The sequence below is a fragment of the Streptococcus nasisuis genome (assembly GCF_040836615.1).
Taxonomy (GTDB): domain Bacteria; phylum Bacillota; class Bacilli; order Lactobacillales; family Streptococcaceae; genus Streptococcus; species Streptococcus suis_V.
Window position 1 is genome coordinate 627910 of the sequence record NZ_CP162268.1, and the last position, 24760, is coordinate 652669.

Annotated in this window: 24 protein-coding genes and 2 pseudogenes; all 26 read left to right on the forward strand. The window is 34.7% G+C overall.

The features are described from left to right. The first annotated feature begins 210 nt into the window (after positions 1 to 210). The 26 genes and pseudogenes from AB1F57_RS03220 (at position 211) to AB1F57_RS03345 (ending at position 24711) form a co-directional block, all read left to right on the forward strand. Complete coding sequence (locus AB1F57_RS03220) at positions 211 to 1989, forward strand: reverse transcriptase domain-containing protein (protein ID WP_367986006.1); 1779 nt, start codon at positions 211 to 213, stop codon at positions 1987 to 1989. A 137-nt stretch (positions 1990 to 2126) separates the two neighbouring features. Beyond that, the gene (locus AB1F57_RS03225) at positions 2127 to 2549 is read left to right on the forward strand and encodes a hypothetical protein (RefSeq protein ID WP_367986007.1); all 423 of its coding nucleotides are present in this window, start codon (positions 2127 to 2129) and stop codon (positions 2547 to 2549) included. A gap of 564 nt (positions 2550 to 3113) precedes the next feature. Further along, complete coding sequence (gene ltrA / locus AB1F57_RS03230; RefSeq protein WP_367985634.1) at positions 3114 to 4925, forward strand: group II intron reverse transcriptase/maturase; 1812 nt, start codon at positions 3114 to 3116, stop codon at positions 4923 to 4925. Between the two features lie 104 nt (positions 4926 to 5029). Then, positions 5030 to 5977, forward strand: a pseudogene (locus AB1F57_RS03235) (hypothetical protein); the annotation flags it as partial. Between the two features lie 69 nt (positions 5978 to 6046). Continuing rightward, positions 6047 to 6346: a DUF5962 family protein gene (locus AB1F57_RS03240; protein WP_018165737.1), complete on the forward strand. Its 300-nt coding sequence runs from the start codon at positions 6047 to 6049 to the stop codon at positions 6344 to 6346. A gap of 14 nt (positions 6347 to 6360) precedes the next feature. Beyond that, complete coding sequence (locus AB1F57_RS03245) at positions 6361 to 6651, forward strand: DUF5966 family protein (protein WP_174852714.1); 291 nt, start codon at positions 6361 to 6363, stop codon at positions 6649 to 6651. A gap of 285 nt (positions 6652 to 6936) precedes the next feature. Further along, the gene (locus AB1F57_RS03250) at positions 6937 to 9450 is read left to right on the forward strand and encodes a hypothetical protein (protein WP_367986080.1); all 2514 of its coding nucleotides are present in this window, start codon (positions 6937 to 6939) and stop codon (positions 9448 to 9450) included. A gap of 139 nt (positions 9451 to 9589) precedes the next feature. Then, entirely contained in the window at positions 9590 to 10228 is a 639-nt protein-coding gene (locus AB1F57_RS03255) for a peptidylprolyl isomerase (protein ID WP_174852716.1), read from the forward strand. Positions 10229 to 10267: 39 nt separating this feature from the next. Continuing rightward, positions 10268 to 11356 (forward strand): DNA primase, encoded by a 1089-nt coding sequence (locus AB1F57_RS03260; protein WP_367986081.1) that lies wholly within the window; start codon positions 10268 to 10270, stop codon positions 11354 to 11356. Between the two features lie 53 nt (positions 11357 to 11409). Further along, positions 11410 to 11637 carry a DUF5965 family protein gene (locus AB1F57_RS03265; protein WP_010730311.1) on the forward strand — a complete coding sequence of 76 codons (228 nt, stop codon included), beginning with the start codon at positions 11410 to 11412 and terminating at the stop codon, positions 11635 to 11637. Between the two features lie 3 nt (positions 11638 to 11640). Then, the gene (locus AB1F57_RS03270; RefSeq protein ID WP_170242972.1) at positions 11641 to 12036 is read left to right on the forward strand and encodes a DUF5945 family protein; all 396 of its coding nucleotides are present in this window, start codon (positions 11641 to 11643) and stop codon (positions 12034 to 12036) included. Positions 12037 to 12080: 44 nt separating this feature from the next. Continuing rightward, positions 12081 to 12368 carry a hypothetical protein gene (locus AB1F57_RS03275; RefSeq protein WP_170242973.1) on the forward strand — a complete coding sequence of 96 codons (288 nt, stop codon included), beginning with the start codon at positions 12081 to 12083 and terminating at the stop codon, positions 12366 to 12368. A gap of 70 nt (positions 12369 to 12438) precedes the next feature. Then, on the forward strand, positions 12439 to 12915 hold the full coding sequence (gene pezA, locus AB1F57_RS03280) for a type II toxin-antitoxin system antitoxin PezA (RefSeq protein ID WP_170242974.1): 477 nt from the start codon (positions 12439 to 12441) through the stop codon (positions 12913 to 12915). After that, positions 12915 to 13679 carry a type II toxin-antitoxin system toxin PezT gene (gene pezT / locus AB1F57_RS03285; protein WP_170242975.1) on the forward strand — a complete coding sequence of 255 codons (765 nt, stop codon included), beginning with the start codon at positions 12915 to 12917 and terminating at the stop codon, positions 13677 to 13679. The genes pezA and pezT overlap by 1 nt, the downstream gene beginning before the upstream one ends. A gap of 49 nt (positions 13680 to 13728) precedes the next feature. Further along, positions 13729 to 15015: an SIR2 family protein gene (locus AB1F57_RS03290; RefSeq protein ID WP_170242976.1), complete on the forward strand. Its 1287-nt coding sequence runs from the start codon at positions 13729 to 13731 to the stop codon at positions 15013 to 15015. Further along, entirely contained in the window at positions 15008 to 16693 is a 1686-nt protein-coding gene (locus AB1F57_RS03295; protein ID WP_170243832.1) for an ATP-binding protein, read from the forward strand. Before AB1F57_RS03290 ends, AB1F57_RS03295 begins: the two co-directional genes overlap by 8 nt. A gap of 348 nt (positions 16694 to 17041) precedes the next feature. Beyond that, the gene (locus AB1F57_RS03300) at positions 17042 to 17401 is read left to right on the forward strand and encodes an SAG1252 family conjugative relaxosome accessory protein (protein ID WP_170242978.1); all 360 of its coding nucleotides are present in this window, start codon (positions 17042 to 17044) and stop codon (positions 17399 to 17401) included. A gap of 9 nt (positions 17402 to 17410) precedes the next feature. After that, complete coding sequence (locus AB1F57_RS03305) at positions 17411 to 17776, forward strand: MobC family plasmid mobilization relaxosome protein (RefSeq protein WP_170242979.1); 366 nt, start codon at positions 17411 to 17413, stop codon at positions 17774 to 17776. Continuing rightward, entirely contained in the window at positions 17763 to 19643 is a 1881-nt protein-coding gene (locus tag AB1F57_RS03310; protein ID WP_170242980.1) for an SAG1250 family conjugative relaxase, read from the forward strand. The genes AB1F57_RS03305 and AB1F57_RS03310 overlap by 14 nt, the downstream gene beginning before the upstream one ends. Before the next feature lie 117 nt (positions 19644 to 19760). Next, positions 19761 to 20863: pseudogene (locus AB1F57_RS03315) on the forward strand (ISAs1 family transposase). Positions 20864 to 21032: 169 nt separating this feature from the next. Then, positions 21033 to 21716: a serine protease gene (locus tag AB1F57_RS03320; RefSeq protein ID WP_170242981.1), complete on the forward strand. Its 684-nt coding sequence runs from the start codon at positions 21033 to 21035 to the stop codon at positions 21714 to 21716. A 15-nt stretch (positions 21717 to 21731) separates the two neighbouring features. Beyond that, positions 21732 to 22769 (forward strand): hypothetical protein, encoded by a 1038-nt coding sequence (locus tag AB1F57_RS03325; protein ID WP_367986083.1) that lies wholly within the window; start codon positions 21732 to 21734, stop codon positions 22767 to 22769. After that, the gene (locus AB1F57_RS03330) at positions 22745 to 23131 is read left to right on the forward strand and encodes a hypothetical protein (protein ID WP_367986085.1); all 387 of its coding nucleotides are present in this window, start codon (positions 22745 to 22747) and stop codon (positions 23129 to 23131) included. Before AB1F57_RS03325 ends, AB1F57_RS03330 begins: the two co-directional genes overlap by 25 nt. Before the next feature lie 8 nt (positions 23132 to 23139). After that, a complete protein-coding gene (locus AB1F57_RS03335; protein ID WP_367986086.1) occupies positions 23140 to 24291 on the forward strand; it encodes a lanthionine synthetase C family protein in 1152 nt (383 codons plus the stop codon). 128 nt (positions 24292 to 24419) lie between these two features. Next, complete coding sequence (locus AB1F57_RS03340; protein WP_201448057.1) at positions 24420 to 24539, forward strand: class III lanthipeptide; 120 nt, start codon at positions 24420 to 24422, stop codon at positions 24537 to 24539. 58 nt (positions 24540 to 24597) lie between these two features. Beyond that, positions 24598 to 24711 (forward strand): class III lanthipeptide, encoded by a 114-nt coding sequence (locus tag AB1F57_RS03345; protein WP_201448058.1) that lies wholly within the window; start codon positions 24598 to 24600, stop codon positions 24709 to 24711. Positions 24712 to 24760: the final 49 nt, after the last annotated feature.

The window sequence follows — 24760 nt, forward strand, 5'->3', positions numbered from 1 at the left end:
AAAAGAGCATACGATAAGTATGAATAAAGGAATGAGTGAGGAACCTAAGGGTTACTAGAACGTACATTTTTTAACGAATAGCAGGATTGCCTAAGAGGGGAGACCCTTATGGTAACGGAGTCACCGTAGTAGTTTGAGCAAGGGAAAACCTTGTACATGGCGAAGGGTGACAGGTAATTTCGATTAGTTAGAAAGGATTAGGTGCGTGAGATGCGTACAGCCAAAACTATTTTAACGGTCATTCATGAACGTGGAAAACAAGATAAACCACTTGAAAGGGTTTATAAATTACTATTTAATCGTGAACTGTATCTAATAGCCTATGCAAAGTTATACCCGAATAACGGAGCAATGACAAAGGGTGTTACAGAGGAAACGATTGATGGTATGTCTATTCAAAAAATAGATAGGATTATTGAACAATTAAGACGAGAAACCTATTACTGGAGACCAGCTAGGAGAGAGTACATTCCTAAAAAGAATGGAAAACACCGTCCTTTGGGAATACCAGTATGGAGCGATAAACTTCTTCAGGAAGTGATTCGCATGATATTAGAAGCTTATTACGAGCCACAATTTAGTGAACATTCTCATGGTTTTAGACCAAAAAGAGGGTGTCATACAGCTTTACAAGAAATACAGACCTGGAAAGGGACACGTTGGTTCATAGAAGGAGATATCTCTAGTTATTTTGACACGATTGACCACGATGTATTAATCACTATGTTGTCTAGACAAATTCAGGATGGTCGGTTTATTAGGCTTATCAAAAATATGCTTGAGGCAGGATATCTTGATGATTGGAAGTTTCACAAGACTATTAGTGGAACACCGCAAGGTGGAGTTATTAGTCCTTTATTAGCTAATATCTATTTACATCAATTTGATAAGTGGGTCGGTGAAGAACTGATACCTCAATATACAAGAGGTAACAAGCAGAAAGCAAACTCAGCCTATAATCGTTTGAGTAGAAGAATTAAATGCTATCAGGATAAAGGAGATTATAAAAAAGCTCATCAGTTAATTGTTGAGAGAAGAAATCTCCCTTCAGTTGATACTTATGATACTACCTATCGGAGGTTAAGATATGTTCGGTATGCGGATGACTTTATTCTAGGCTTTACAGGTTCAAAAGCTGAGGCAAAAGATATAAAGAAGCAAATTGGAGACTTTTTAAAGATTAAGTTACATTTGGAACTTTCTCAAGAAAAGACTTTGATTACCCATGCGACTAAAGAATCAGCGAAATTTCTAGGATATGAGATAAAAGCACAACGTGTCAATGATTATATTGATAACAAAGGAAGACGAAGTGCCAATGGTGTTATCGCATTATTTGTACCTGCATCAGTTATTGAAAGCAAATGCCGCCAATACATGAAAAATGGTAAATCTATTCATCGTAATAATTTATTGCATGATGATGACTTTAGTATCGTACAAACTTACCAACAAGAATATAGAGGGCTGGTTCAATATTATATATTGGCACAAAATTTGTCATGGTTCTCAAAAGTCTATTGGTATATGGAAACATCACTCCTTAAAACATTAGCATTTAAACATAAGTCATCCATTAATAAAATGTTAGCTAAATATAAGACTACCACAACTAGCACGAATGGCCGAACTGTGCCGTGTTTACAGGTAGTTGTGCCTCGAGAAGATAAACCTCCTCTAGTTGCAACATGGGGTGGTATTTCACTTTCTTATAAAAAGAAAGCTGTAATAGAAGATGCTCCGTATCAAGTTTATGGTGGTCGAACAGAGCTTATCAAGCGATTACTCGCAAATAAGTGTGAGCTATGTGGAAGTGAGGAGAACATAGAGGTACATCATATCAGAAAATTAGCAGACTTGAACAAACACAATGGAAAATTAGTTCCAAAGTGGAAAGAAATTATGTCAGCAAGATGTCGAAAAACGCTAGTGACTTGTCGGGATTGTCACCATGCAATACATAATGGTTCAATAAATACACGTTTATGAAATGAAATTACTGGAGAGCCGGATGATGCGAAAGTATCATGTCCGGTTCGGTGGGGGGATAATGGAAAAGGGGTCGCAATGACTACCTCGCTAGTATCCTACCCTACACTGGAGAAGCCAGAAAACTAGCCATTGACATGCGTCTCATTGATCCTGCTTACACCTTGTCTGACAATCAGAAGATTCTTCAAGTAGTGGACAATGTGGAACGCATTTACCGTGAGGGAGAAAATGAGAAAGCTACCCAGATGATTTTCTCAGATATTGGAACGCCTAAAAGTAAGGAAGAAGGGTTTGATGTTTACAATGAATTGAAAGACCTTTTAGTGGATAGAGGGATTCCCAAAGAAGCAATAGCCTTTGTCCATGACGCTAATACGGATGACAAGAAAAACTCTCTGTCACGCAAGGTCAATAGTGGAGAAGTACGGATTCTCATGGCTTCTACGGAAAAAGGGGGAACAGGATTAAACGTCCAGTCTCGCATGAAAGCTGTCCACCATTTAGACGTTCCCTGGAGGCCCTCAGACATTGTCCGTGCGTCCGTAAAGGCGGTATAGTGAATCTACTTTTTGGCAAAGTAGTAGGCGTGACCTTAATGCCTATCATCACCCAACTGACCTGTGAGGGAAACCAAATATCAGGGAACAAAGCACGTTGGGAAACTCATAAGTTGATGAGTTATCACATCACGACTGAATGAGGAGATGACAATGTAACAGTTGTTACTGAGATAATTATAAGGATAAAATCTAAACTGATTGAAGGATAGTCTAAACGGTCTGTGTCGGGACTGTGAGGTAAGATAACTAAAACCCTCATACTATGGAACTTCATTATCACTGTTCGAGGTAGTGAAGCAAAGGGATTCCATAGCGTATTCATAGTAAATGAAAACAGATGAACGTCCTATCCGATGAAATTATCAAGCTATGTTACTATACCAGCTAAACGGAGATTACCTAAGTCAAAATGCTTGTAAAAGCTATTAAACATCAGGTTTATGAATATTTGATAAGGTAACGGAGTTCCCGTAGTAGTTCGAGCGTGTTAATGGCACGTACATGGCGAAGGGGAACAGTTTATAACATTAACATTATGGAAAGGAAGGTGTGTGAGACACCATGAGAAATCCTCAAAATGTGTTAAACAATCTAACAAAACACAGTAAAGATAAAAACTATCAATTTGAGCGACCTTATCGCTTACTTTACAACAAAGAAATGTACTTAGTTGCCTATCAAACGATTTACGCTAACCCAGGACACATGACACCTGGAGTAGATGAGTTGACGATTGATGGTATGAGTATGGCTAGAATTGACCAATTGATTGATTCCCTGAAAGATGAATCTTATCAGCCACATCCATCAAGACGAACCTATATTCCTAAAAAGAATGGGAAGCCACGTCCACTAGGTATTCCATCATTTGATGATAAGCTCTTACAACAGGTTATCAAAATGATTTTGGAATCCATCTACGAGGGACAATTTGAATCCTCTTCCCATGGTTTTCGTCCGAATAAAAGCTGTCATTCAGCACTTACTCAAATTCAGAAAACCTATACAGGAGTAAAGTGGTTTATTGAAGGAGATATCAAATCGTTTTTTGATAATATCAACCACGATGTGATAATTCAAATTCTACGAGAAAGAATTACGGATGAGCGTTTCTTACGCCTGATTCGTAAATTTCTCAATGCAGGATATGTGGAAGATTGGAAATTCTACAAAACCTACTCAGGAACTCCACAAGGAGGAATAATCAGTCCAATTCTAGCCAATATCTATTTGGATAAGTTTGATAAATATATGACAGATTATGTGAAGAACTTCTGTGAAGGGAAATACCGTAAACGTACCCCAGAATATCGCCAAAATGAGATTGCACTGGGAAAAGCAAGAAGAACACTAGAGTGTACTTCGACGGAAAACCAACGCCAAGAAGCCATTCAACGTATTCGTCAATTAGAAAAAGAAAGAGTATTGATTCCTCATAGCGACCCTATGGATAGTAGTTTTAAGCGTCTAACCTATACCCGATATGCAGATGATTTTATCTGTGGTGTGATTGGAAGTAAAGAGGACGCTCGTCGTATTAAAGCAGACATTAAGGACTATTTGGAAACGGTTCTCAAATTGGAACTCTCTGAAGAGAAAACCCTGATTACCAATGCAAGAGATAAAGCGAGGTTTCTGGGTTATCATCTGTACATTCGCCAATCCAATTTAGCCAAACGTGATTCGTCAGGACGATTGGTCAGAAATTATACAGGTAGATTGGTTTTAGAGGTTTCTATTGAAACGATTCGAGATAGATTGTTGTCCTATGGGGCTATGAAAATGACTTATCATAGAGGTCACGAAGTTTGGAAACCAACAGCTCGTTATTTTATGAAAGACTGTGATGATTTAGAGATTTTAGAACGCTACAATGCAGAAATAAGAGGTTTTTATAACTATTATTGTATCGCTAACAACAGTTCTATCCTCCATCGCTTTAAGTATATTATGGAATATAGCATGTATAAAACCTATGCGACCAAGTATCGTACGACTAAATCTCACATCATCCGTAAATATAAAAAGGATGGTCAATTCAGGATACAGTATATTGGACGTAAAGGAGATACAATGACCCGTTATTTCTATAATGGAGGCTTTAAACGTCAAAAGAAATCTTTCCTAGAAAATGATAATTTACCAAATACGGCAAAATATTTTAGCCGAACCAATTTAATTGATAGATTAAAAGCAAACCGTTGTGAGTACTGTCAAGCTACCAATAGTCTCATTGAAATTCATCATGTGAAAAAACTCAAGGATTTAAAGAAAAAGACTTTTTGGGAACGTTTGATGATTTCTAGACAACGGAAAACAATAGCATTGTGTAAAGATTGCCATAAGAAATTACATTATGGCAAGTTAGATTGAGTTTATAAATGGAGAGCCGTATACATTGAAAGGTGTACGTACGGTTCGGGGGCGAGTATTTGGAAACCTGCCGTAGTAATACGGTAAGGCGCTGGGTACTTAGCCTACAGCGCAATGGTAGGTTAATTCGTCAAGGCAATATGCACCAAGAGGTAGCTATTTACCATTACATTACGAAAGGGAGCTTCGATAACTACCTCTGGCAAACTCAGGAGAATAAACTCAAATATATCACGCAAATCATGACCTCTAAAGATCCTGTACGGTCGGCAGAAGACATTGATGAACAAACCATGACTGCTTCAGACTTTAAGGCTCTAGCGACAGGTAATCCTTATCTCAAACTCAAGATGGAACTAGAGAATGAGTTGACGGTATTGGACAATCAAAAGCGTGCCTTTCATCGCACTAAAGATGAGTATCGCCATACTATTTCTTACTGTGAGCAGAACCTCCCTGCCCTTGAGAAACGCCTTAGTCAATATGACCAAGATATTGCCCAATCTTTGGCAACTAAGTCACAAGATTTTGCCATGCGATTTGATAATCAGACAATGGATAACCGTGCAGAAGCTGGAGACTATCTACGTAAACTCATTACCTATAACCGTTCTGAAACCAAAGAAGTAAGAACGCTCGCGACCTTTAGAGGGTTTGAGCTTAAGATGGCAACCAGAAGTCCTAGTGAGCCCTTGCCAGATATGGTGTCTTTAACCATTTCAGGCAGCAACCAGTATTCTGTCTCTTTAGACTTGAAATCAGATGTGGGAACCATCCAACGCATTACTAATGCCATTGACCATATCCTAGAGGACCAAGAAAAAACAGAAGAAATGGCTAACAATTTGAAAGATAAGCTAGCAGTCGCAAGGGTTGAAGTAGAGAAGGTCTTTCCAAAAGAAGAAGATTATCAGCTGGTTAAAGCCAAATATGACATCCTTGCCCCTTTGGTTGAACAAGAAGCAGAGGTTGAGGAAATTGATGCAGCCCTAGCTAAGTTCAATGAAACGATCCAACCACAACAGGACCAACAACTTTCGCTTGATTTTTAAGAAAAAGGCTGACAAAAAATAATGAACGCGGTAAAATGAAGTCAAGAAATCATCAAAGGAGAATTGATTATGACCCAGACAGTAGAAGAATTAAGATACCAACTAGAAGAATGGCTAGCACAAGGTTTTACAAGCCCTGAAGATAGAGCTAACTATCAAGCCTTAAAGGAACAGTATGAGGATGAAACCCTTGATTACAGCTTTTCAAAGCGAGAAATTATTGGTCAATTAGAAGTTATTATCACGACTCGTGAGAATGATTTTCCAGACTTAGATGAGGTCACCAAAGAAGAGTATCTTGACCTGGTTGAACAACTTGATAATCTAGATAAGGGACAGGCAGATTATTATCGTAAGCAATTAGCGTAGAAAGAGGGACAGATATGATTGAACAAATTATTCAAAGTCTTTTCATTATCGCAGCAACAGGACTAATTTTACTTGTCCTTTACCAGATTGCGAAGATGCTTGGAAGCTTATTTGTCATTGGATTAATCGGATTTTTAGCTTTCACAGAAGTCTATGGGATTTACCTCTTTTTTACAGAACGATACCTCTATGTGGAAGATTTAGCCACCAATGGTATGTTGAGCTTTACCACTTTCTATATTATTTTTAATCTTTTACTTGTCTTTGGACTTGTTAGAAAAGTTGTTAGAAGTCGGATGGCATGACGTAATGGGATTACCTAAGTTAGGTAGTCCTTTTCTATAGATTATTTTTGAAACGAACTCGTAATAGTGATTGTGTGCCTTCTATATATCAGGTATAATCATTATTGATTAGAAAAAAGAAGAGGTGTTTTGCTTGCTTGAAAAATTAATCCTATATTTCCCAATAATTATTTTTGTACTGTCCTATATAATGAAGTTTTTTTGGCTTAGATTTTCAATTTTTATAGATGAATTAATTTCAGGTGTTAAAATCAAAATTTTTCCCATATATTATTTTGGTCAATTGTGAGTTATATTTATTGGGTATGCAATCAATATGAGATTTTATTATTTCAAACTAGCGATAACAATTTAGATTTATTATCACTATTTTCTCTAGTCTTGACAATATGGGCAAGTTTTGGAGTTTATGTCGGTTTTCTACAATTCATGGCTGGGTATGATAATAAAGAGAATGGAACCTACTTAGGCTATCAAAAAATGGATTTTTTGACAAAAAGCAATGTTTGGTACCATTTAACAAATAGTTGGGAATTCTTTGGTTCATTATTACTATCAATTGTTCTTCCTCTCATGGTTAAAGTCAACTTATCAGTTGCTATTCACTATCAATATATTTGGCAGTCTGTAGTTGGGTTCCTACTGATTTTATTTATTTTTCTTTTGAAGTTTAGTTTAAAAGTCGCAAAAATAACCATATTTATTAACAAAAAAACAGATGGAGGTCTGAAAGAAGTTATTAAATCGGATATTGAAAATAGATATAATAAATACTTTAATAAATTAATCAAGCAAAAATTTTCCTACGGAGCAAGGGAGAGTTATTTTAGACAAGTCAAGATGGATTTGTCTAATATTGACAATAACACAGACAAAATTATATTTTTAAAAGTTATTTACTTAAAAATTATAGATACTGAACTTCTTGACAAATTTGAAGATAGAGATATCGTCAATTATAAGTACTTTATAAAAGAGAAATACGATTTAATATCTAATATTGATTTTAAAGATGACAAAATGATTTCTTTTGCTATTACTTTATTTAAATTAGATGCTCAAATATTTGATAAATTGATTAAAAAGGATACACGCTGGATAGAGAGTGAATGTATCTTTGAATCCATGGGTGGTATTTTTAATAAGAAACCTATTCTAGATGTAGAGTGTAACCATAAAATCAAACGATTATCACTTAATTCGTATGAATTTAGTGAGATTAATAATATACATATTTACATGTTTAAAAAAATATCGAAAATGGCTAAAAATAAACAATCAATTTCTCAGATGGTACACCTAATTCAGGAAAAGATTTCTCAAAATAATATTAGGGAAAATTATTGGGAAACGGATAGCCCAGGCGGTGCATTTATTTTTGAAAAAACAATCTCTACTTCTAATCTCCGAATTTCTAAAAGTTGTTATGAGGAAATCGAAAAGATAGATGTATTTTATTCATCATACTATTCCGAGATTGAATATAAATCTGATAGTAATAATATATATATTTCTTTGTATCCAAATATACTTAAAATTGAATTCCATTTTAAAGACGGAAGACAGTATTATATTAAACGTAATGAGATTAGAGACTATTATGATGAATATGAAGAAAATGTTTGGAATATTCTTTTTGATAAATTTAGAGATTCGGATAATCTATCAGATGTATTTCTTCCTAATTTAAGAGAACCTGAAATTATATTAGGTTCTTTTGGAGATAGTGATGAAGTAACCATCCGAGACTATGATAATAAGATTGGTTATTCCAAAACTTGCTTCAAGTACCTAACTGATCACTTTGAATATATCGATAACAATAACTCACAATTTACGAATTTGTTAGAAATGGTAAAAACCATGTCTGCTGATTATCGTGGAGCATTTGCTTTGTACCAATTGCTTTATCCAGAAAATTCGAATTGGGATTCGAGTGTTGAAAGTTACATAGAGATTCTATCAGAAGTTTTACCACCAAGAAAAGAAGAGAGAGAAAAAATCTATAATGATATGGTTTCAATAATCAATGAGATTAAATATGGTAAGAGTCTTGGTTCGGAAGTTCTTGGAAAGGTATTTAAGACAAGAGATATTGAACTGTTTGATGATGAGTTTTTGAAAGATTTCAAAGGGATTCCTAAATTAAAACTCATAGTAGTTCAAAGTATATTGTCTACCAATACATATGGTTTTAGAAGAGTGGAGTTGCAAGACGGATGGGAAAAACAAGATTTAGTTGAACAATACATAAGAGGGCTTTCTATAACCCCTAAATTATTTCCTAGCTACACTGATGATAATAAGACTTTGAATTCATCTATGAGTGAGTTTTTATTGAAGAATATGGAGTTACTAAACTCTTATGATTTTGGACAGTTACCTTTAAGTTCAATTTTGTTGTTCGAAAAACTTTTACATTGGAAGTGGTGGGGAGATAATAAGCACGATGAACAAGAATTTATGGTTAATCTTATAAAAGAAGAAGTTGAATATAGATTGAGTGGTTATAAGTATAGCCTCGATGGGTCTTTATTGAAATTTTTCACTTTAAAATTGACAGAAGGTCAAGGGAATCAATATTTAAGAATTGTTAATGATAAAGATTTTAAAAAAGAATTTAAGTTTGCTTTACTTAATCATCTTAATAGAAATCAATTGACACTAGATACGTATTTAGATGGAATTGCTGATGAACTTAAAAAATATGATAGTGTAATGATTGGTATTTATGAAAAAGAATTAATTAAAAAAGAGGTAGAAAAAATAATTTTTGAAAATTATTTATCACTTGAATAGTTGCTATTATAAAATATAGACTTCATAATAATAATTATTGGATTACCTAAATTAGGTAATCCTTTTTGTTTGTGATAACTTTTTCAAGTCCATCTTGTTATGATGGTGCTATCTTATGAAAAAGGAGGTAGCACTAGTGATGTTAAACAAAATGAAGGCTCGGTTACTCATTGGCTTCGGTGGTCTAGCAGTCACCAGCTTTGTGGTGATGATGGGCTATACTATTGGTTCTCAGTCTGTAACCAATCATACACAGAAACAAATTCAGACTGAGGCTCATAAACTGTTGACCAAAGAGAAAGAAAAGGAAAAAAGAAATGTCCTTTCTGATGAATTGGTCAAGGAATTTCTCACGCAATACTATACAAAGGAAAAGTTAGGCGAGAACAACAACCGTATCAAGCCCTATATGACAGATTCTGCCTTTAAGGAAGAGGTATCTCGTCAAGAAGATTCCATTAACCAAGTCTATAAAGACTATATGTTGGATTATCGCTTTGAGTCTGCCAATATCTATGTCAATACAGAAGAAAATGAAGCTTTTGCGGAAGTGTCTTATCAGGTTGTTTACGTGTCAGATGTCAGTGATAAGGCTCAGAGAAGTACACAGACAGAAACAAGAACTCTTAAATTATCTTATGCCAAATTGTCAGATAAACTCCTTGTCAATCAGGTAACCATTTGGAATGGGAAACTAGAGGATTTAAAAGAAACTTCTGAGGGAGTTAACTCAAGTATTCCAAAGATTCAAGGCACTACTACAAGTGAGACCAACTAGCAGGAGTTACTCTTCTGCTTTTTTTGATAGGGAGATGAGATGACAAGAATTGAAGCAGTGAAACAAAAGGCAATTCTAGAGGTGGCAGAAAGTCTAGGCTATTCTTTTAAACGACTATCAGGGCAAGTCTATGAACATCCAGAACACGATTCTTTTAGGATTTTTGCGGATACCAATACTTTTAAATGGTTTTCACGTGACATCCAGGGAGATGTGATTGATTTCGTTCAGTTAATGACAGGAGTGTCTTTTAAAGAAGCCATGTTGTACCTTGAAACTGGAGACTTTGAACAAGCTAAGGTAGTCGAAGAGACCTATCAACCCTTTCGTTATTATCTAAGGGAAGAACCATTTGACCAAGCACGGATATATCTGAATGACATTCGTGGTTTAAGTGACAAGACTATAAATGCTTTTGGCAGACAAGGTCTATTAGCACAGGCTCATTACCAGACAAAGACCTTTCAAGAATCAGTCCTTGTCTTTAAGAGTTACAATCATCATGGACAACTAGAGGGGGCAAGTCTTCAAGGGCTTGTCAAAAATGATCAGAGACATGATCGAGGCTATCTTAAAAAAATTATGAAAGACTCTCATGGATATGTGGGAATGAGCTTTGATATTGGAAAACCGAAACGCCTTATCTTTTGTGAATCGGTGATTGATATGATGAGTTATTATCAACTCCATCAGAAGCAGTTATCAGATGTGCGTTTAGTTTCTATGGAGGGCTTAAAACTCTCTGTGATTGCTTATCAGACCCTACGATTAGCAGCTGAGGAACAAGGCAAACTTGAGTTTTTAGATACTGTAAAACCAAGTCGATTAACGCATTACCTTCATTCTATACAAGAGACGACTACCTTCTTTCAGACGCACCCAGGCTTATTAACCTTAGCTGTTGATAATGATGAAGCAGGGCGAGACTTTTGTCAGAAATTATCTGAGAAAGGACTTCCCATTGAAACAGACTTACCACCATTACAGGAACTGGAAACTAAAGCAGATTGGAATGATGTTGTGAAAGGTTATAGTAATCATTCTCTAAAGGACGTGATACAATTTGCCAAGTTACAAGTTATCCGAAACAATCCTCCGCCTAGAAAAAATACCGCTTTAGAGTTGTGATAACAAAATCAAGTTTCTTAGCTTAATCTAGAAAGTGATAAGGAGGACACCCTATGAGTGTGATTGAACGCCTAGCCGAAAGAGTAGCTAGGCAAGAGGAAAAAGTTGCGAAAGAAACGGAAAAATTAGAAACCTATCGCAGTCAATTACAAACAGCGATGTATCAAGCCTTTATCAAACGCCAACAAAATAGTCCCTGGACATTTGATGAAGCATTGACGCAAGCCTTTGGCCAAGATGAACAAGAACTCAAACCATCAGATAATAGAAATGAGGAATAACACATGACAAAAGATTGGACCTTTGACCAACCACTAGATGATAACACACCGACATCTTCCACAGAAGAACGTGCGAAGATTGCGGCACTATTTCATAAAGAAAACCAAGAGAGCGTAGAAGACGTTGACTATGTGGCAGCCTTTGAAATGGAACAACAAAAATCTAAAAATCAGATGGCTCCACAGCAAAAAACTCAAGATCAATCCATACCAGAAGATAAGCCCTCCTCAACCATTACCAGTGACTACAAGCAACATCTAGCTGATGTGATGGCTCAGAATAATGAAGACATTCGTCAAAGTCAGAAGAAAATTGAAGAGCTGCACCAGTTGATTGACGAAAAGAATAAGCAGAATAAGAAATTACAAGCCATTGCAGAAGCTATTGATGACTTATAAGTACGGGCAGTCCTTACAAGGGCTGCTTTTTATAAGGAGATAAGATGAGGTTATTCCAAAAGCAAAGACACAACCAAGATAGTTTTAAACGACTTATTCATCGTCTATCAGGAATGTCTGAAGCCGACTTACATAAGGTCAACCAATTATTAGATATCGTTTTTGATTTAACCAGTCAAACGACCAGTGAAGACAAAAAGTCTCCTAAAGCTAAGCCAAAGGAGCCAATATTAGATGAGACCATAGCTGAAGCTAAGAATATATTGAAGACTGAGCAACTTGAAAAGCGGATAGAGCAGTTTAGGCAGGCGAAGAAACCTAAAAACGGATAACGCACCATTTTTGGTGCGTTATCCGTTTTTTGTGTTATAATGAAAGTAACTTAATAGGAGGTTATTAACTATGATTGGAGAGAATATCAAATCCTTACGAAGAACTCATGATTTGACACAACCAGAATTCGCAAAAATTGTTGGTATTTCAAGGAATAGCCTTAGTCGCTATGAAAATGGAACAAGCTCTGTTTCGACAGAACTGATAGACCGTATTTGTCAGAAATTCAACGTGTCTTATGTCGATATTGTAGGAGAAGAAAAAATGCTAACACCAGTAGAAGATTATCAATTAACGTTAAAAATAGAAGTTATTAAAGAGCGCGGCGCAGCGATTTTATCCCAACTGTATCGCTATCAAGATAGCCAAGAAATTGCATTTGACGATGAAACCAATCCTTGGATTTTGATGAGTGATGATTTGTCTGATCTTATCAATACCAAGATTTATCTTGTTCAATCGTTTGATGAAGTGGAGCGCTACAATGGTTATTTGGATGGTATTGAGCGAATGTTGGAGCTTGCTCATCATCAGGTGGTGGCTTAATGCGGTTAGAAGAATTTAGCAAAGATGACTTTGAATTAGTCTTAAAACGGACTCTTCGTTCCTTAACTCGTGGTAAAACGACATCAGTTAACCCCAAAGCCATCTTAATTGGTGGGCAAAGCGGAGCGGGTAAGACAACGATACACCGTATCAAGCAGAAAGAGTTCCAAGGCAATATCATTATTATTGACGGTGACAGCTATCGTTCTTTATACCCGAATTATCTAGCTTTACAAGATGAATACGGTAAAAATAGCGTGGATTATACCAAAGGTTTTGCAGGAAAAATGGTGGAACATCTTGTAGATGAGCTAGGTAAACAAGGTTATCATTTGTTAATTGAAGGAACTTTGAGAACGACAGAAGTCCCACGAAAAACAGCACAGCTATTGAAATCAAGGGGGTATCAAGTCTCATTAGCAATAATAGCAACCAAGCCTGAATTGTCCTATCTCAGCACCTTAATCCGTTATGAGGAAGTCTATGCAGTGAATCCAAGTCAGGCTAGAGCAACTCCTAAAGAACATCACGATGGTATTGTAGAGCATTTAGTTGATAACTTACGAGAATTAGAAACTGATAAACTCTTTGAACAGATTCAAATTTATCAAAGGGATAGAACCTGTGTTTATGATTCTGGCATGGATGAAGGCTCAGCTGCTGATGTGTTACAAGATTGTCTCTTCGGAAAATGGAGCAAGGTGGAGGAAGAGATGATGAAGGTGGGACAGGAACGATTGAGGGAGATGCAAGAATTGAAGTAGATTTATAACAATACTTAAGTAGTTACTAATTTAATCGGAGGTCACATTTATGTCAATATATCACTTTTATCAAGGAAAAGATGAAAACGAAGGACTAGATTTAGATCAACAAAAACAAAATATTTCTAGTTTTATCAAAGCACAATTTTCCGCTGAAAATTTGGTATTTTTTATTGGTTCAGGTTGTTCTGTACCAGCAATCCCGCTTATGTCACAGACTATGAAAACTATAATTGGAAAATATGATGATATATTATGCGTAATAAAAAAATTTTTGGGTACGAAGAACGTCAACTTATTAATAAATAGTCTTGATGATAAAGAGATTCTTAAGGGAGTGATTGTACGATTATGTGAAAGCCATAGTTTGGAAACAATTGCAAATTTATATAATCATATTATTCAGAGTCAACTGTGGGATAAGGAACAATTGTTAGAGATTTATGAAAATTTTTGTAGTTCTTTCTCCGATATAGAATCTCTTTTAAACTGGATACAGAATGGCTTAAACTTTAGTCCAAATAACGAACAATTATTAAATGCTTTTCAAATTTTAAAAGATGAATTTATAGCTTCTATTCCTAAATTAGATTCGGATTCATATAAGGGAGATGTTTTTCAAACTTACGCTGATTTCTATAAATTTGTTTTTTCAAATCGTACTGAAGGAAGCTCAAAAATTTCGATTTTCACAACGAATTATGACCTTTTTAATGAATACAGTTTGGAAGCCAACAATATAGTCTATACAACAGGTTTCCCCTCTACTTTAGCTAAGAGATTTGATATAAATCAATTTAAATATAGGCTAGTAGATGATACTAACAGATACAAAGACAAATGGCAACCGGTCTTTAAAGAAGCGAATTTATATAAGATTCACGGATCGATAAATTGGATTAGTGGGGAAGATGGATTTTTATATCAGTCAAATTCTATGGTAACGGATGATGATGTCGTGGTTATTTATCCTACTATGTTGAAACACAAAGAGACAGCTCAAGCTCCTTATTCTGAATTATTTAGAGAATTCTCGAACTGTTTGCAAAAGAAAAATACAACTTTGATTGTTATGGGATATGGTTTTCCAGATGAACACATTAATACAATTATTTCACAAAATTTAAAGAATCAAGATTTTAATCTGATAATTTTTGGAAATAAAAATGAAAGTAAGTTAAACGATTTTTATGAAGAATTTAAGAATAGAGACTTACATCTAATTGGTGGGCAATTTGATAATAAAAATGCTCACCACTTCAATGTGATATCGGAAGAATTCTTGAATTATCAAAAACAAGTTTCAAGTGATGTAGAAGAGGATAATAATGAATAGTATTGGTAAGGTCGTCAGTGTTTCTTATGACAGATTGATTTTTGAAGTTAGTGATTTTGAAAAATTAAATTATAATTTCAAAGGGCAAATTTATCTTGCTAAGGGAGTTATTGATTATGTAACAATAAAAAATCGTTTCGATGAAAGATTTATTTATCAGGTTGTAAAGGTTTCCGATAAAGAACAGCCGTTATCGGCTGATGAATCCGCAAAGTTTAGTTATTCAGGAAACTTTGAATGTGTTCCGATTGGTATGATAAAGAATGATTTTGTTGAGTTTAATTTAAAGAAATATCCATTTCTGCAAGATAAAGTTTATTTAACAACTCTTGAAGAATTTAATATTATTTTCAATGAGAATAAACTAAAACACAGTCTTTCGCTTGGCTTGATTGAAGAAAGATATGTTGCTAAAATTGATCCTAATAAACTGTTGACACATCATAGTGCTATATTAGGTAACACAGGCTCAGGAAAGTCTACTACTGTACGTAAAATTATTTCAGAAATAAATAAGATAGACTCAGACAATTTAAAACTACATATTTTTGATGTTCATGATGAATATGGTCAACTACCAGGCGTTAAAATTATTAATGTCTTGGAAGACTATGGTATAGATATATTAAATTTGGATCATCAGGATTGGTTGAATTTGGTTAAGCCTTCTGAATTAGTTCAATTACCTGTTATTGAGATGGCCTTAAAAATTGCTAACTGTTTATTGACAAAATCGATTGACGAATCTTGGTTGAAATGTTTCATTGCTTATAATCTTTATACTAATCAGCAAACTGATGCTGTGACAAAACGTACTAAAATAGTTGGTATTCTAGATGGTACTGGCATAGACACTTCAAAGTATAGCTCACAATATGGGAGTTTTCCTCAAGGAGATGAGAAAAAGTTCCTAAATGATTTACTACAAGCTACAAATAGAGAAGTTGAGTATAGTTATTTAAGTCGAAAAATTGAAAAAGCCAATTATCAGGTGGATAGCTTTGAAAATTTACTAATCGCTTTAAATTATGTATTTCTTCTTGAAGAAAGTAAAGGGAATAGTCAAGCACGTGCATATTCAGGAACACTTGAAACTCGTATAAAAAATATACAGACACGGTACTCTAAACTTTTTGAAAATGGTGAAATATCTATTGATTCGAAAACTGTTGTATATTCAGTATCTGAAATGGACGATGATTTACTTTTATTCTTTACAACCTATGTCCTAAAGAAAGAATTTTCTAAGAATAAAATTTTAACATTAAAGCAAAGAACGGTAAATGTATTTATTTTGGAGGAAGCACATCGTTATATATCAAAAATAAAAGAGAACAGTCAGTTTCATGAAGTAGAAGTATTTAAGAAAATCGCGCGAGAGGGGAGAAAGTTTGGTTGTTTCTTATTGCTGTCTAGTCAGAGACCGAGTGAACTTTCATCAACAGTTTTATCACAGTGTAACAATTATATTATACATCGAATAAAAAATAATATTGATCTAGAGTATCTTTTACAAACAATCCCTTACATTAATAAAAATCAGTTATCTAGATTCTCTTATTTACCAACTGGAACAGCTTTTCTTGTTGGGGAACTATTTCCAATACCAGTTGAAGCTGAAGTGTTTGAAGAAATATCTTCCAATGTGACTACTACTCCACAAATAATTTTTAAATAAAAAATGTGATTTTTCCGAGAGCTCTAAGCTCTCTTTTTTTCTTACTCTAATTTTCATACTGTGATAACTTTTCCAAATCATCCTTGTTATCCTTATATCATTCATATGAAAATCAAGTGTTGATTTTCTACTGGGGGGTTGGGGGCGAAGCCACCAAGTTATCTTATCGTTGGCTGTCAAAACTGGAAGGTTTTGGTCGGCTGGCGATATGATTTTTTGGGTATTGTGACCACAATGCCTGAGCTCGCAAAGACCGAACAAGAAGAGAGCGAAGTCTTTAGGAATCGTACTGACAATGTGAGGCAGCCTGACACTGTCAGACAAGTATAATGTTGAAAGGATAGTAGGATGGGACAAGAAATTAAGTTGATTCGTAAGCAATTTAGAATCACGAGACAAGAAGAAAAACAGATCAAAGAAATGATGAGGGAACAAAAACTGGATAGTTTCTCAGAATTTCTTCGTCAAAATTTGTTGAAAAAGAATTATCAGGATAGAATTTTTGAAAGTTGGTTTTCTCTTTGGCAATCTCAAAAGTTTGAACAAATTAGTCGAGATGTGCATGAAGTCCTAGTTGTCGCAAGAGAAAATCACCAAGTGACTCAAGAACACGTGTCAATCTTATTGACCTGCGTTCAAGAATTGATTGAGGAAGTCAATCAAGTACAACCACTCAGTCGTGAGTTTCGTGAAAAATATATGGGCTAGGAGGGTGTAATGGTTTATCGCTATCGTACCAATCTCAAAAAAGTATTTTTAACAGATTCAGAGTTACATCAATTGAATGAACGAATTACTAAGAGTCATTGTCAAAATTTTTCAGTCTATGCCAGAAAAGTGTTGCTGAATCCCAATATGTCATTTATCACCATTAACACGGATACCTATGACCAGTTAGTATTTGAATTGAGACGGATTGGAAATAACATTAATCAAATTGCGCGTGCCATCAATCAAAGCCATCTGATTTCCCAGGAACAGTTACAAGAATTAAGTAAGGGAGTTAGTGAATTAATTACTGGAGTAGAGAAAGAATTTCAAGTGGAAGTGAAAAGACTGAAGGAGTTTCATGGTAGTCACTAAACACTTTGCGACACATGGAAAAAAATATCGTAGGCGTCTGATTAAGTATATCCTCAATCCCGATAAAACGGACAATTTGAAATTGGTATCTGATTTTGGCATGAGCAATTACTTAGACTTTCCTAGCTATGAAGAAATGGTAGAAATGTACAATGTCAACTTTACCAATAACGACAAGTTGTACGAATCTAGAAATGACCGACAAGAAAAACACCAACAAAATATTCATGCCCATCACCTCATACAATCATTTTCTCCCGAGGATAATCTGACACCTGAAGCAATTAACCGCATTGGTTATGAGACCATGATGGAATTAACAGGAGGTCGTTTTCGTTTCATCGTAGCGACTCATACAGACAAAGATCATGTTCATAATCACATCCTAATCAATGCTATTGACCGTAATTCAGATAAAAAGTTGATATGGAATTATGCCTTGGAACGAAACCTTCGTATGATTTCAGACCGTATTTCTAAAATGGCAGGAGCAAAAATTATCGAGAAGCGTTACTCGTATCGTGACTATCAAAAATATAGGCAGTCTAGTCATAAATTTGAATTAAAGCAACGTCTTTATTTTTTGATGCAGCACTCAAAGTCCTTTGATAATTTTTTGGAAAAAGCAGAGCAGTTACATGTTCATATTGATTTCACTCAGAAGCATAGTCGATTCATAATGACGGATAGAGCAATGACAAAACCAATTCGAGGACGCCAACTCAGCAAACGAGATTTATATGATGAAGACTTTTTCCGTACACATTTTGCCAAGCAAGAGATTGAGAATCGTTTAGAATTTTTATTGAACCGTGTCAATTCTTTAAAAGCATTACTGACAAAAGCGAAAGAATTGAATCTAACCATTGACTTGAAACAAAAAAATGTTGTCTTTACTCTTGAAGAGAATGGCAAGCAGATAAGTCTGAGTCATAAAAAAATAAGTGACAAGAAATTATATGATGTCAATTTTTTTCAAGATTACTTTAAAAATATGGAAGTCGGTGATTCAGAAGGATTAGAAAATTTACAGGAACAGTACCATGCTTTTCAAGAAGAACGAGATAAGGATAAGGTATCCACTGAAGAGATTGAAGAATGCTTTGAAACATTTAAGGAAAAACGAGATGCCGTTCATGAATTTGAGGTGGAACTTGCAGAGCATCAAATTGAGAAGTTGGTTGATGATGGCGTTTATATCAAGGTGTCTTTTGGTATAAAGCAGAGCGGTCTTATTTTCATTCCCAATTATCAATTAGATATCATTGAAGAAGAGAATCAGAAAAAATATAAAGTTTATATCCGTGAGACAACCTCATATTTTGTCTATAACAAAGAATATTCGGATAAGAATCAGTATATTAAAGGGCGAACCTTGATTAGACAGCTAACCAACGATAGTCGAGCAATACCGTACAGACGACCGACTGTTGAAAGAATTCAAGAAAAGATTACTGAGATTAACCTCTTGATTGAGCTAACCGAGACAGACAAAAAATACCTGGATGTTAAAGACGACCTGGTTGCAGAAATAGCAGAGCTAGATATCAAACTGAATCAAACTAATGAAAAAATCACTACCTTAGACAAGATTGCGGAAGTGCTTATCAACCTAAAGAGTGAAGACCCGAATAGTCGAAAATTAGCAAGGTATGACTTTTCAAAACTGAATTTAACAGAATCAATTACAGTAGAACAAGTGAACGAGGAAATAAAAGTGTTGCAAGAGGAACTAGGTCATTATCTTGATGAGTATGAGGATGTTGTAAGAAGATTAGAAACATTTAGAAAGATATTAAATAGGCAAGGGTTAAATTGGAGAAACGGTCATGATAGAGAAGTTGACAAATATGAAATAATTGATTAATTTCTTTATATAGCATATAGCTTCCAACAAATACATAAAGAAAATTTTGTTTTCAGAAATCGAAAATCATACTCCAAAATCAATCAAAGTAGTTCATTAGAATATAGGTGACTTACAATGATTGATTTTCTTTTATCTATAGAAGAGTGCCAAGCGGAGTATGATAGTCGTCAAGCTTGGAAGATTCGATATCCTTTATCTACGATTCTCTTTCTTTTTTCGCTTGTCAATTGGCCGGAATTGAAACGTAGAAAGAAATGGAAGATTTCATAGAAATGAACGAGTCGATTTTAGGAGAGTATGTTGATTTAAGTATTGGTTATCCTTCTCACGATACCTTGGAACGTGTCGTGAATCTGGTTAATCCCGATTTCATAAAAGAACTGAAGCTGTCCTTCGAAGCCAGTTCAGAAGCGACTGTTTTTTTCAAATTGATTGCCATTGATAGAAAAACGATTTGTGGGAACCGAGGGAAGTCTCAATCTCCAACTCATATTGTCACTGCTTATGAAGGGACGAATGGCCAGGTAGCTGTTGATAATAAAAGCAATGAGATTACTGCCATTCCTCGTCTCTTGTGTCAGTTAGACCTTCGCAAGAGTGTCGTTACGATTGATGCTATGGGAACTTAGCCCAACATCGTAGTTACGATTGTAAGAGGCAGAGGAGGCTATTGCTTGGCAATCAAAGGAGTCTTCAAGAAGATATTTGCCTTTATTTTAGTGATTCCAAATTATTCTCTAAGTTGACAGAAAGCGGCTGTCATTATCAGACCATCGAAAAGGCACGCAGTCAGATTGAGGTAAGGGATTACTGGCTTTCTCACGATGTGAAATGGCTAAGACAACGACACCCCAAATGGAAGAAGCTTCGTGGAACTGGTATGACTAAGAATACCCTTGATAAAGATGTCGTCATCACGGAAGAAGTTCGTTATTTTATCTTCAGTTTCAAGGGGGATGTGCAGACTTTCGATAGTTCGTGGTCATTGGTCGGTTGAGATTTTGCATTGGTTGTTAGATGTGGTTTACCGAGAAGATAAAAACCCAACCTTAGATAAACGAGCCATGTTTAATTTGAACGCTATTCGTAAGGCTTGTCTTCATCTCTTACAAATGCTGACCTTTCCTAAGGAGAAGCTCAGCTATCGCCGTAAACAAGGCTATATTTCTATCCATTTGGAGGATTGTTTGCCACAATTATTCGGAAGTCGAGGATAATGTGATAGTGCAAAGATAGGTCTTGGGGTTAGAATAGCAAAATTCACGTTCAAAAGTAGAAAAGAAAGTTTTCATGCGTACGGCGTGATATATAGTTTCTTCTTGATTGAATAATGGTAAAAAAATGTTATAATAAGGCAAGTAAGCGTTTTCTTTTACGGAGGAGAGTATGCGAGAAAAAATCGAGATGTATATTGGAATTCTTTCATATAGAGGGATAGGTAACGGAAGGCAAAAGGGAACAGGCTGTATTTTCCACTATAAGGAGAGATGGATTTTAGCAACAGCAGCACACTGTGTTTATAACATAGATGAAGATACGTTCTATACAGATTTTAAATTTACTCAGCCAAGTAGTAAAAAGGAATATATCCTTGGTGATGTTTTTTTACATAAATTTTGGCCGAGCTTATATGCACCAGAATACGATATTGCTTTTTTTAATATCAACTGTGCTGATAGTTTTTCAAATTTGGATAGGATGTATTTGACACCATGTTTTGCACCTTTAATTGATAAGAAATTTATGATTGTTGGGTTTCCTGGAAAAATATTATTCAGAAATAAATTATATATAAAGAAAGATAATAATGGAATTAGCGACAGCTTATATTCCTCGAATTTAATAGGAATAAGAACTAATAAAAAGGAAGGTATGTCGGGAGGACCATTAATATGTCAAAATAAAGATGGTTTGAATATTGTTGGGACGATTAGTTTATCTTTTGTATCAGAAAAGGGAATTTTGTGGTGTGCACCATGGAATAAAGATTTCGAAATCATTCTTGATTTTCTTACAGGAGATAAAAAAGTTGAACCAGAATTTATGGTAATTCATAGCTGGAAATCATAGAAGTGGAGGATAACGATGGATTTACGGTATGAAATGTATTTAACCCCAAATTATAAATTTTATAAGCGAGCAGGAGAGGTTAACAAAAAGAAGACTTTGCTTCATGTGGAAAATTTGCCAGAGGGATGGTATTCAAAAATTGATAAAGAAAAGCACTGGCACTATTGTGGACCATTTGGGATTCCTATACCTCCACAAGGCTGGAAAATACATATTAGTTCCACATTAGAAAACACTCAAAAGACACTAGACATTGTATCAAACATATTAATTTCTAGGAATACTCATTTTAAATTTGTAATGAGCACATGGGATTTGTTTGTAAAAAATTCAAAATATGGTGATAGAAGTGCTTCAGGAAAATTTATTACTATATATCCTGCGACGGATTATTTATTTTATACTTTGCTTGATGAATTGAATGAGGCACTTTCTGGATTGGAAAACGGAGCTTATATATTAAATGATAATCGTTGGTTCTTTGGAAATGTATATTTTAGATATGGTGGTTTTTTAGAAATGCATACTCGAGAGGGAGAATCTGGTATAATTAATGAATACGGAGAAATCATACCAGATCAACGTATCCCTGGATATGTAGTACCTTCCTTTGTCGAAGTTCCGGAGAAATTAAAGTTGATGGAATTGGAAAAAGAAAGTAGGTCTTTGGATGCAAGTAGATTAGATGCCTATAATATATATGAAGCTATGCATTTTAGTAATGGAGGTGGAGTTTATAAAGCAACCATTATATCTTCTGGAAAAAAAGTGATAATAAAGGAAGGAAGACCAGAAGCGGGTCTAGATAGTACGGGAAAAGACGGATTTAAAAGATTGTCGACGGAATTTGATACTCTGTCTAAATTGTCAGAGGTTGATGAAGTTGTGGATGTATATGAATTTTTTAAAGCATGGGAGAATGTTTATTTGGTTGAGGAAGTAGTGAACGGTATACCTCTTCAATCTTGGATTGCTCAGCATTATCCGTTTAATGGTTCGGAGGAAAAAAGCAAACTTATCTTCACAAGGTGTTGGATATCACGGAAAAAATAAAAATTGGTTTACAAAAAATACATAATAAACATATTGGAATAGGAGATTTATCACCATCTAATATACTAATTAACAATGATACATTGGAAATCAAGTTTATTGATTTTGAAACTGCCGGGCCAATTAATGATGAGTATTCTCCAAGTTTAGCTACTCCGGGATTTGTTTCAAAGTACTCTAAAACACGTAAACAATCAGACTGGTTTAGCTTCTATAGAATTGTATATTCTATGTTAGTTCCAATTGCTCCAATTCAAGATATTGAAATTAAAAATGAAAGAAAAATGGACAAATGGATTTTAATAACATTTGGTAGAGAGGCATACGATTACGTTATTACTTTAAAAAACTTCTTCCTTTAGCTAAGCGTATGTATAATTCTGATAATCAAGACAATCATCAGGAGTATGACTTAGAAAATTTAATATTAAAAGTTCGTCAAGGGATAGTGTCACACCTACAACCTCGTAAAAAGCAGTTGATTCCGGGAGATATAAGACAATTTGAATATTCGGGAGGAATATATAATGTTTTAACCGGTGGTTTTGGGGTAGTGATGTCATTGATTAGAACTGGAAAAACTCCCCCTTCCATTAAAGAATGGGCACTTAGATATTCAAAAGAAAAGTATTTATCTGAATTAGATTATGGACTTTTTTCTGGGAAATCAGGAATTGCTTGTATCTTATTTGAGTTAGGAGAGATTCAACGTTCAAAGGAAATTATAGATTCAATTAATATTTCAGACGAAACTTCAGATATTACCATCATGACTGGTCTATCTGGGATTGGACTTGCATTTTTATCATTTTACTCTTCGTTAAATGACACCGCCTACTTGGAGAAGGCGATTAATGTTGCTGGTATAATTAAAAAAGTATTTATTAGCAATGTTGATATCTATTCAAAAGATCCTGATTTCTTTTCTAAAGGATTATTTGATGGATGGAGTGGAGCTACGATTTTTTTCAATGCTTTATATAAAGTGACTAGAAATAAAGAGTGGCTTAACTATGCTGAGGACATGATGAGTAGAGAACTAGATAGTTGTACCTTAGATGATGAGGGAATTCTGCATATAGAGGATGAGCAAAGGCTGCTTCCATATTTAGCAGGTGGAGGAGTAGGTGTTGCAATTGCTCTACTTTCTCTCGCAAAGCAGACAAACAATGAATTTTACTTTAAAAAATTTGAACAAACTTTACCATTGTCTTCGACAATTTGTTGCTATAATAGTGGGTTATTTAGGGGATTCGCTGGTTTTTTACTTTTTTCTTCCTTTATCGAACAGGAGTATGGTATAATAGATAGGAAGAAAACGCTGACATTACTTAATACCATGCAGATGTATGCAATAGATACAGGACAGGAAGTAATGCTTCCTGGTGACTACGGTTATAGGTTATCGGGAGACTTATTTTCAGGTGCTTCGGGTGTCCTTCTTGCTCTAGAAGCGATTAGAGGAAAAAGTTGGAAAAGTTGGTTTCCTTTGATACCTGAAACACTAGATTTATTATTCTAATGGAAGAGTTTCAAAATTTATTGAGATATTATATTTTATATAATATAGGGTATTTTTAAGTAAATCATTATTTTTATAGTGGATAACTTTTAGGACGTTTTAACTGTAATTTGAAAAGGAGAACGAACATGAAAAACATTTTATCTTTACAACAACTTAAAGTAAAGGAAAACACGAAATTAATGGCTAAATCATCAAAAAGCACAAACTGTAAGAACAGTAGTCATGCTAGTTGGTTTATTTGTTAATTAAATTTTCCGATAAGATTAATTCTCATTTTTATCTTAACTTTATAGGAGGGATTTAATGAAGAAAGTATTATCTTTACAACAATTAAAAAAAACAGATAGCACTAGAGCTAAATCTAGCATGAGTTTAAATTGTCGCATGAGTAGTAATAATAGTTGGTTTTTCTGCTAAAATAGTTTTATAAAAATTTACCTATTAATACCCTAGCTAGCCTTGAAAA

Excerpts from the sequence above, each read along its gene's own strand:
- ltrA (WP_367985634.1), top strand. The coding sequence starts at position 3,114 with ATGAGAAATCCTCAAAATGTGTTAAACAATCTAACAAAACACAGTAAA.
- AB1F57_RS03240 (WP_018165737.1), top strand. The coding sequence starts at position 6,047 with ATGACCCAGACAGTAGAAGAATTAAGATACCAACTAGAAGAATGGCTA.
- AB1F57_RS03225 (WP_367986007.1), top strand. The coding sequence starts at position 2,127 with ATGCGTCTCATTGATCCTGCTTACACCTTGTCTGACAATCAGAAGATT.
- pezT (WP_170242975.1), top strand. The coding sequence starts at position 12,915 with ATGCGGTTAGAAGAATTTAGCAAAGATGACTTTGAATTAGTCTTAAAA.
- AB1F57_RS03325 (WP_367986083.1), top strand. The coding sequence starts at position 21,732 with ATGGATTTACGGTATGAAATGTATTTAACCCCAAATTATAAATTTTAT.
- pezA (WP_170242974.1), top strand. The coding sequence starts at position 12,439 with ATGATTGGAGAGAATATCAAATCCTTACGAAGAACTCATGATTTGACA.
- AB1F57_RS03265 (WP_010730311.1), top strand. The coding sequence starts at position 11,410 with ATGAGTGTGATTGAACGCCTAGCCGAAAGAGTAGCTAGGCAAGAGGAA.
- AB1F57_RS03260 (WP_367986081.1), top strand. The coding sequence starts at position 10,268 with ATGACAAGAATTGAAGCAGTGAAACAAAAGGCAATTCTAGAGGTGGCA.
- AB1F57_RS03290 (WP_170242976.1), top strand. The coding sequence starts at position 13,729 with ATGTCAATATATCACTTTTATCAAGGAAAAGATGAAAACGAAGGACTA.
- AB1F57_RS03270 (WP_170242972.1), top strand. The coding sequence starts at position 11,641 with ATGACAAAAGATTGGACCTTTGACCAACCACTAGATGATAACACACCG.
- AB1F57_RS03275 (WP_170242973.1), top strand. The coding sequence starts at position 12,081 with ATGAGGTTATTCCAAAAGCAAAGACACAACCAAGATAGTTTTAAACGA.
- AB1F57_RS03255 (WP_174852716.1), top strand. The coding sequence starts at position 9,590 with ATGTTAAACAAAATGAAGGCTCGGTTACTCATTGGCTTCGGTGGTCTA.
- AB1F57_RS03340 (WP_201448057.1), top strand. The coding sequence starts at position 24,420 with ATGAAAAACATTTTATCTTTACAACAACTTAAAGTAAAGGAAAACACG.
- AB1F57_RS03320 (WP_170242981.1), top strand. The coding sequence starts at position 21,033 with ATGCGAGAAAAAATCGAGATGTATATTGGAATTCTTTCATATAGAGGG.
- AB1F57_RS03305 (WP_170242979.1), top strand. The coding sequence starts at position 17,411 with ATGGTTTATCGCTATCGTACCAATCTCAAAAAAGTATTTTTAACAGAT.
- AB1F57_RS03295 (WP_170243832.1), top strand. The coding sequence starts at position 15,008 with ATGAATAGTATTGGTAAGGTCGTCAGTGTTTCTTATGACAGATTGATT.
- AB1F57_RS03310 (WP_170242980.1), top strand. The coding sequence starts at position 17,763 with ATGGTAGTCACTAAACACTTTGCGACACATGGAAAAAAATATCGTAGG.
- AB1F57_RS03220 (WP_367986006.1), top strand. The coding sequence starts at position 211 with ATGCGTACAGCCAAAACTATTTTAACGGTCATTCATGAACGTGGAAAA.
- AB1F57_RS03300 (WP_170242978.1), top strand. The coding sequence starts at position 17,042 with ATGGGACAAGAAATTAAGTTGATTCGTAAGCAATTTAGAATCACGAGA.
- AB1F57_RS03335 (WP_367986086.1), top strand. The coding sequence starts at position 23,140 with ATGTATAATTCTGATAATCAAGACAATCATCAGGAGTATGACTTAGAA.
- AB1F57_RS03245 (WP_174852714.1), top strand. The coding sequence starts at position 6,361 with ATGATTGAACAAATTATTCAAAGTCTTTTCATTATCGCAGCAACAGGA.
- AB1F57_RS03345 (WP_201448058.1), top strand. The coding sequence starts at position 24,598 with ATGAAGAAAGTATTATCTTTACAACAATTAAAAAAAACAGATAGCACT.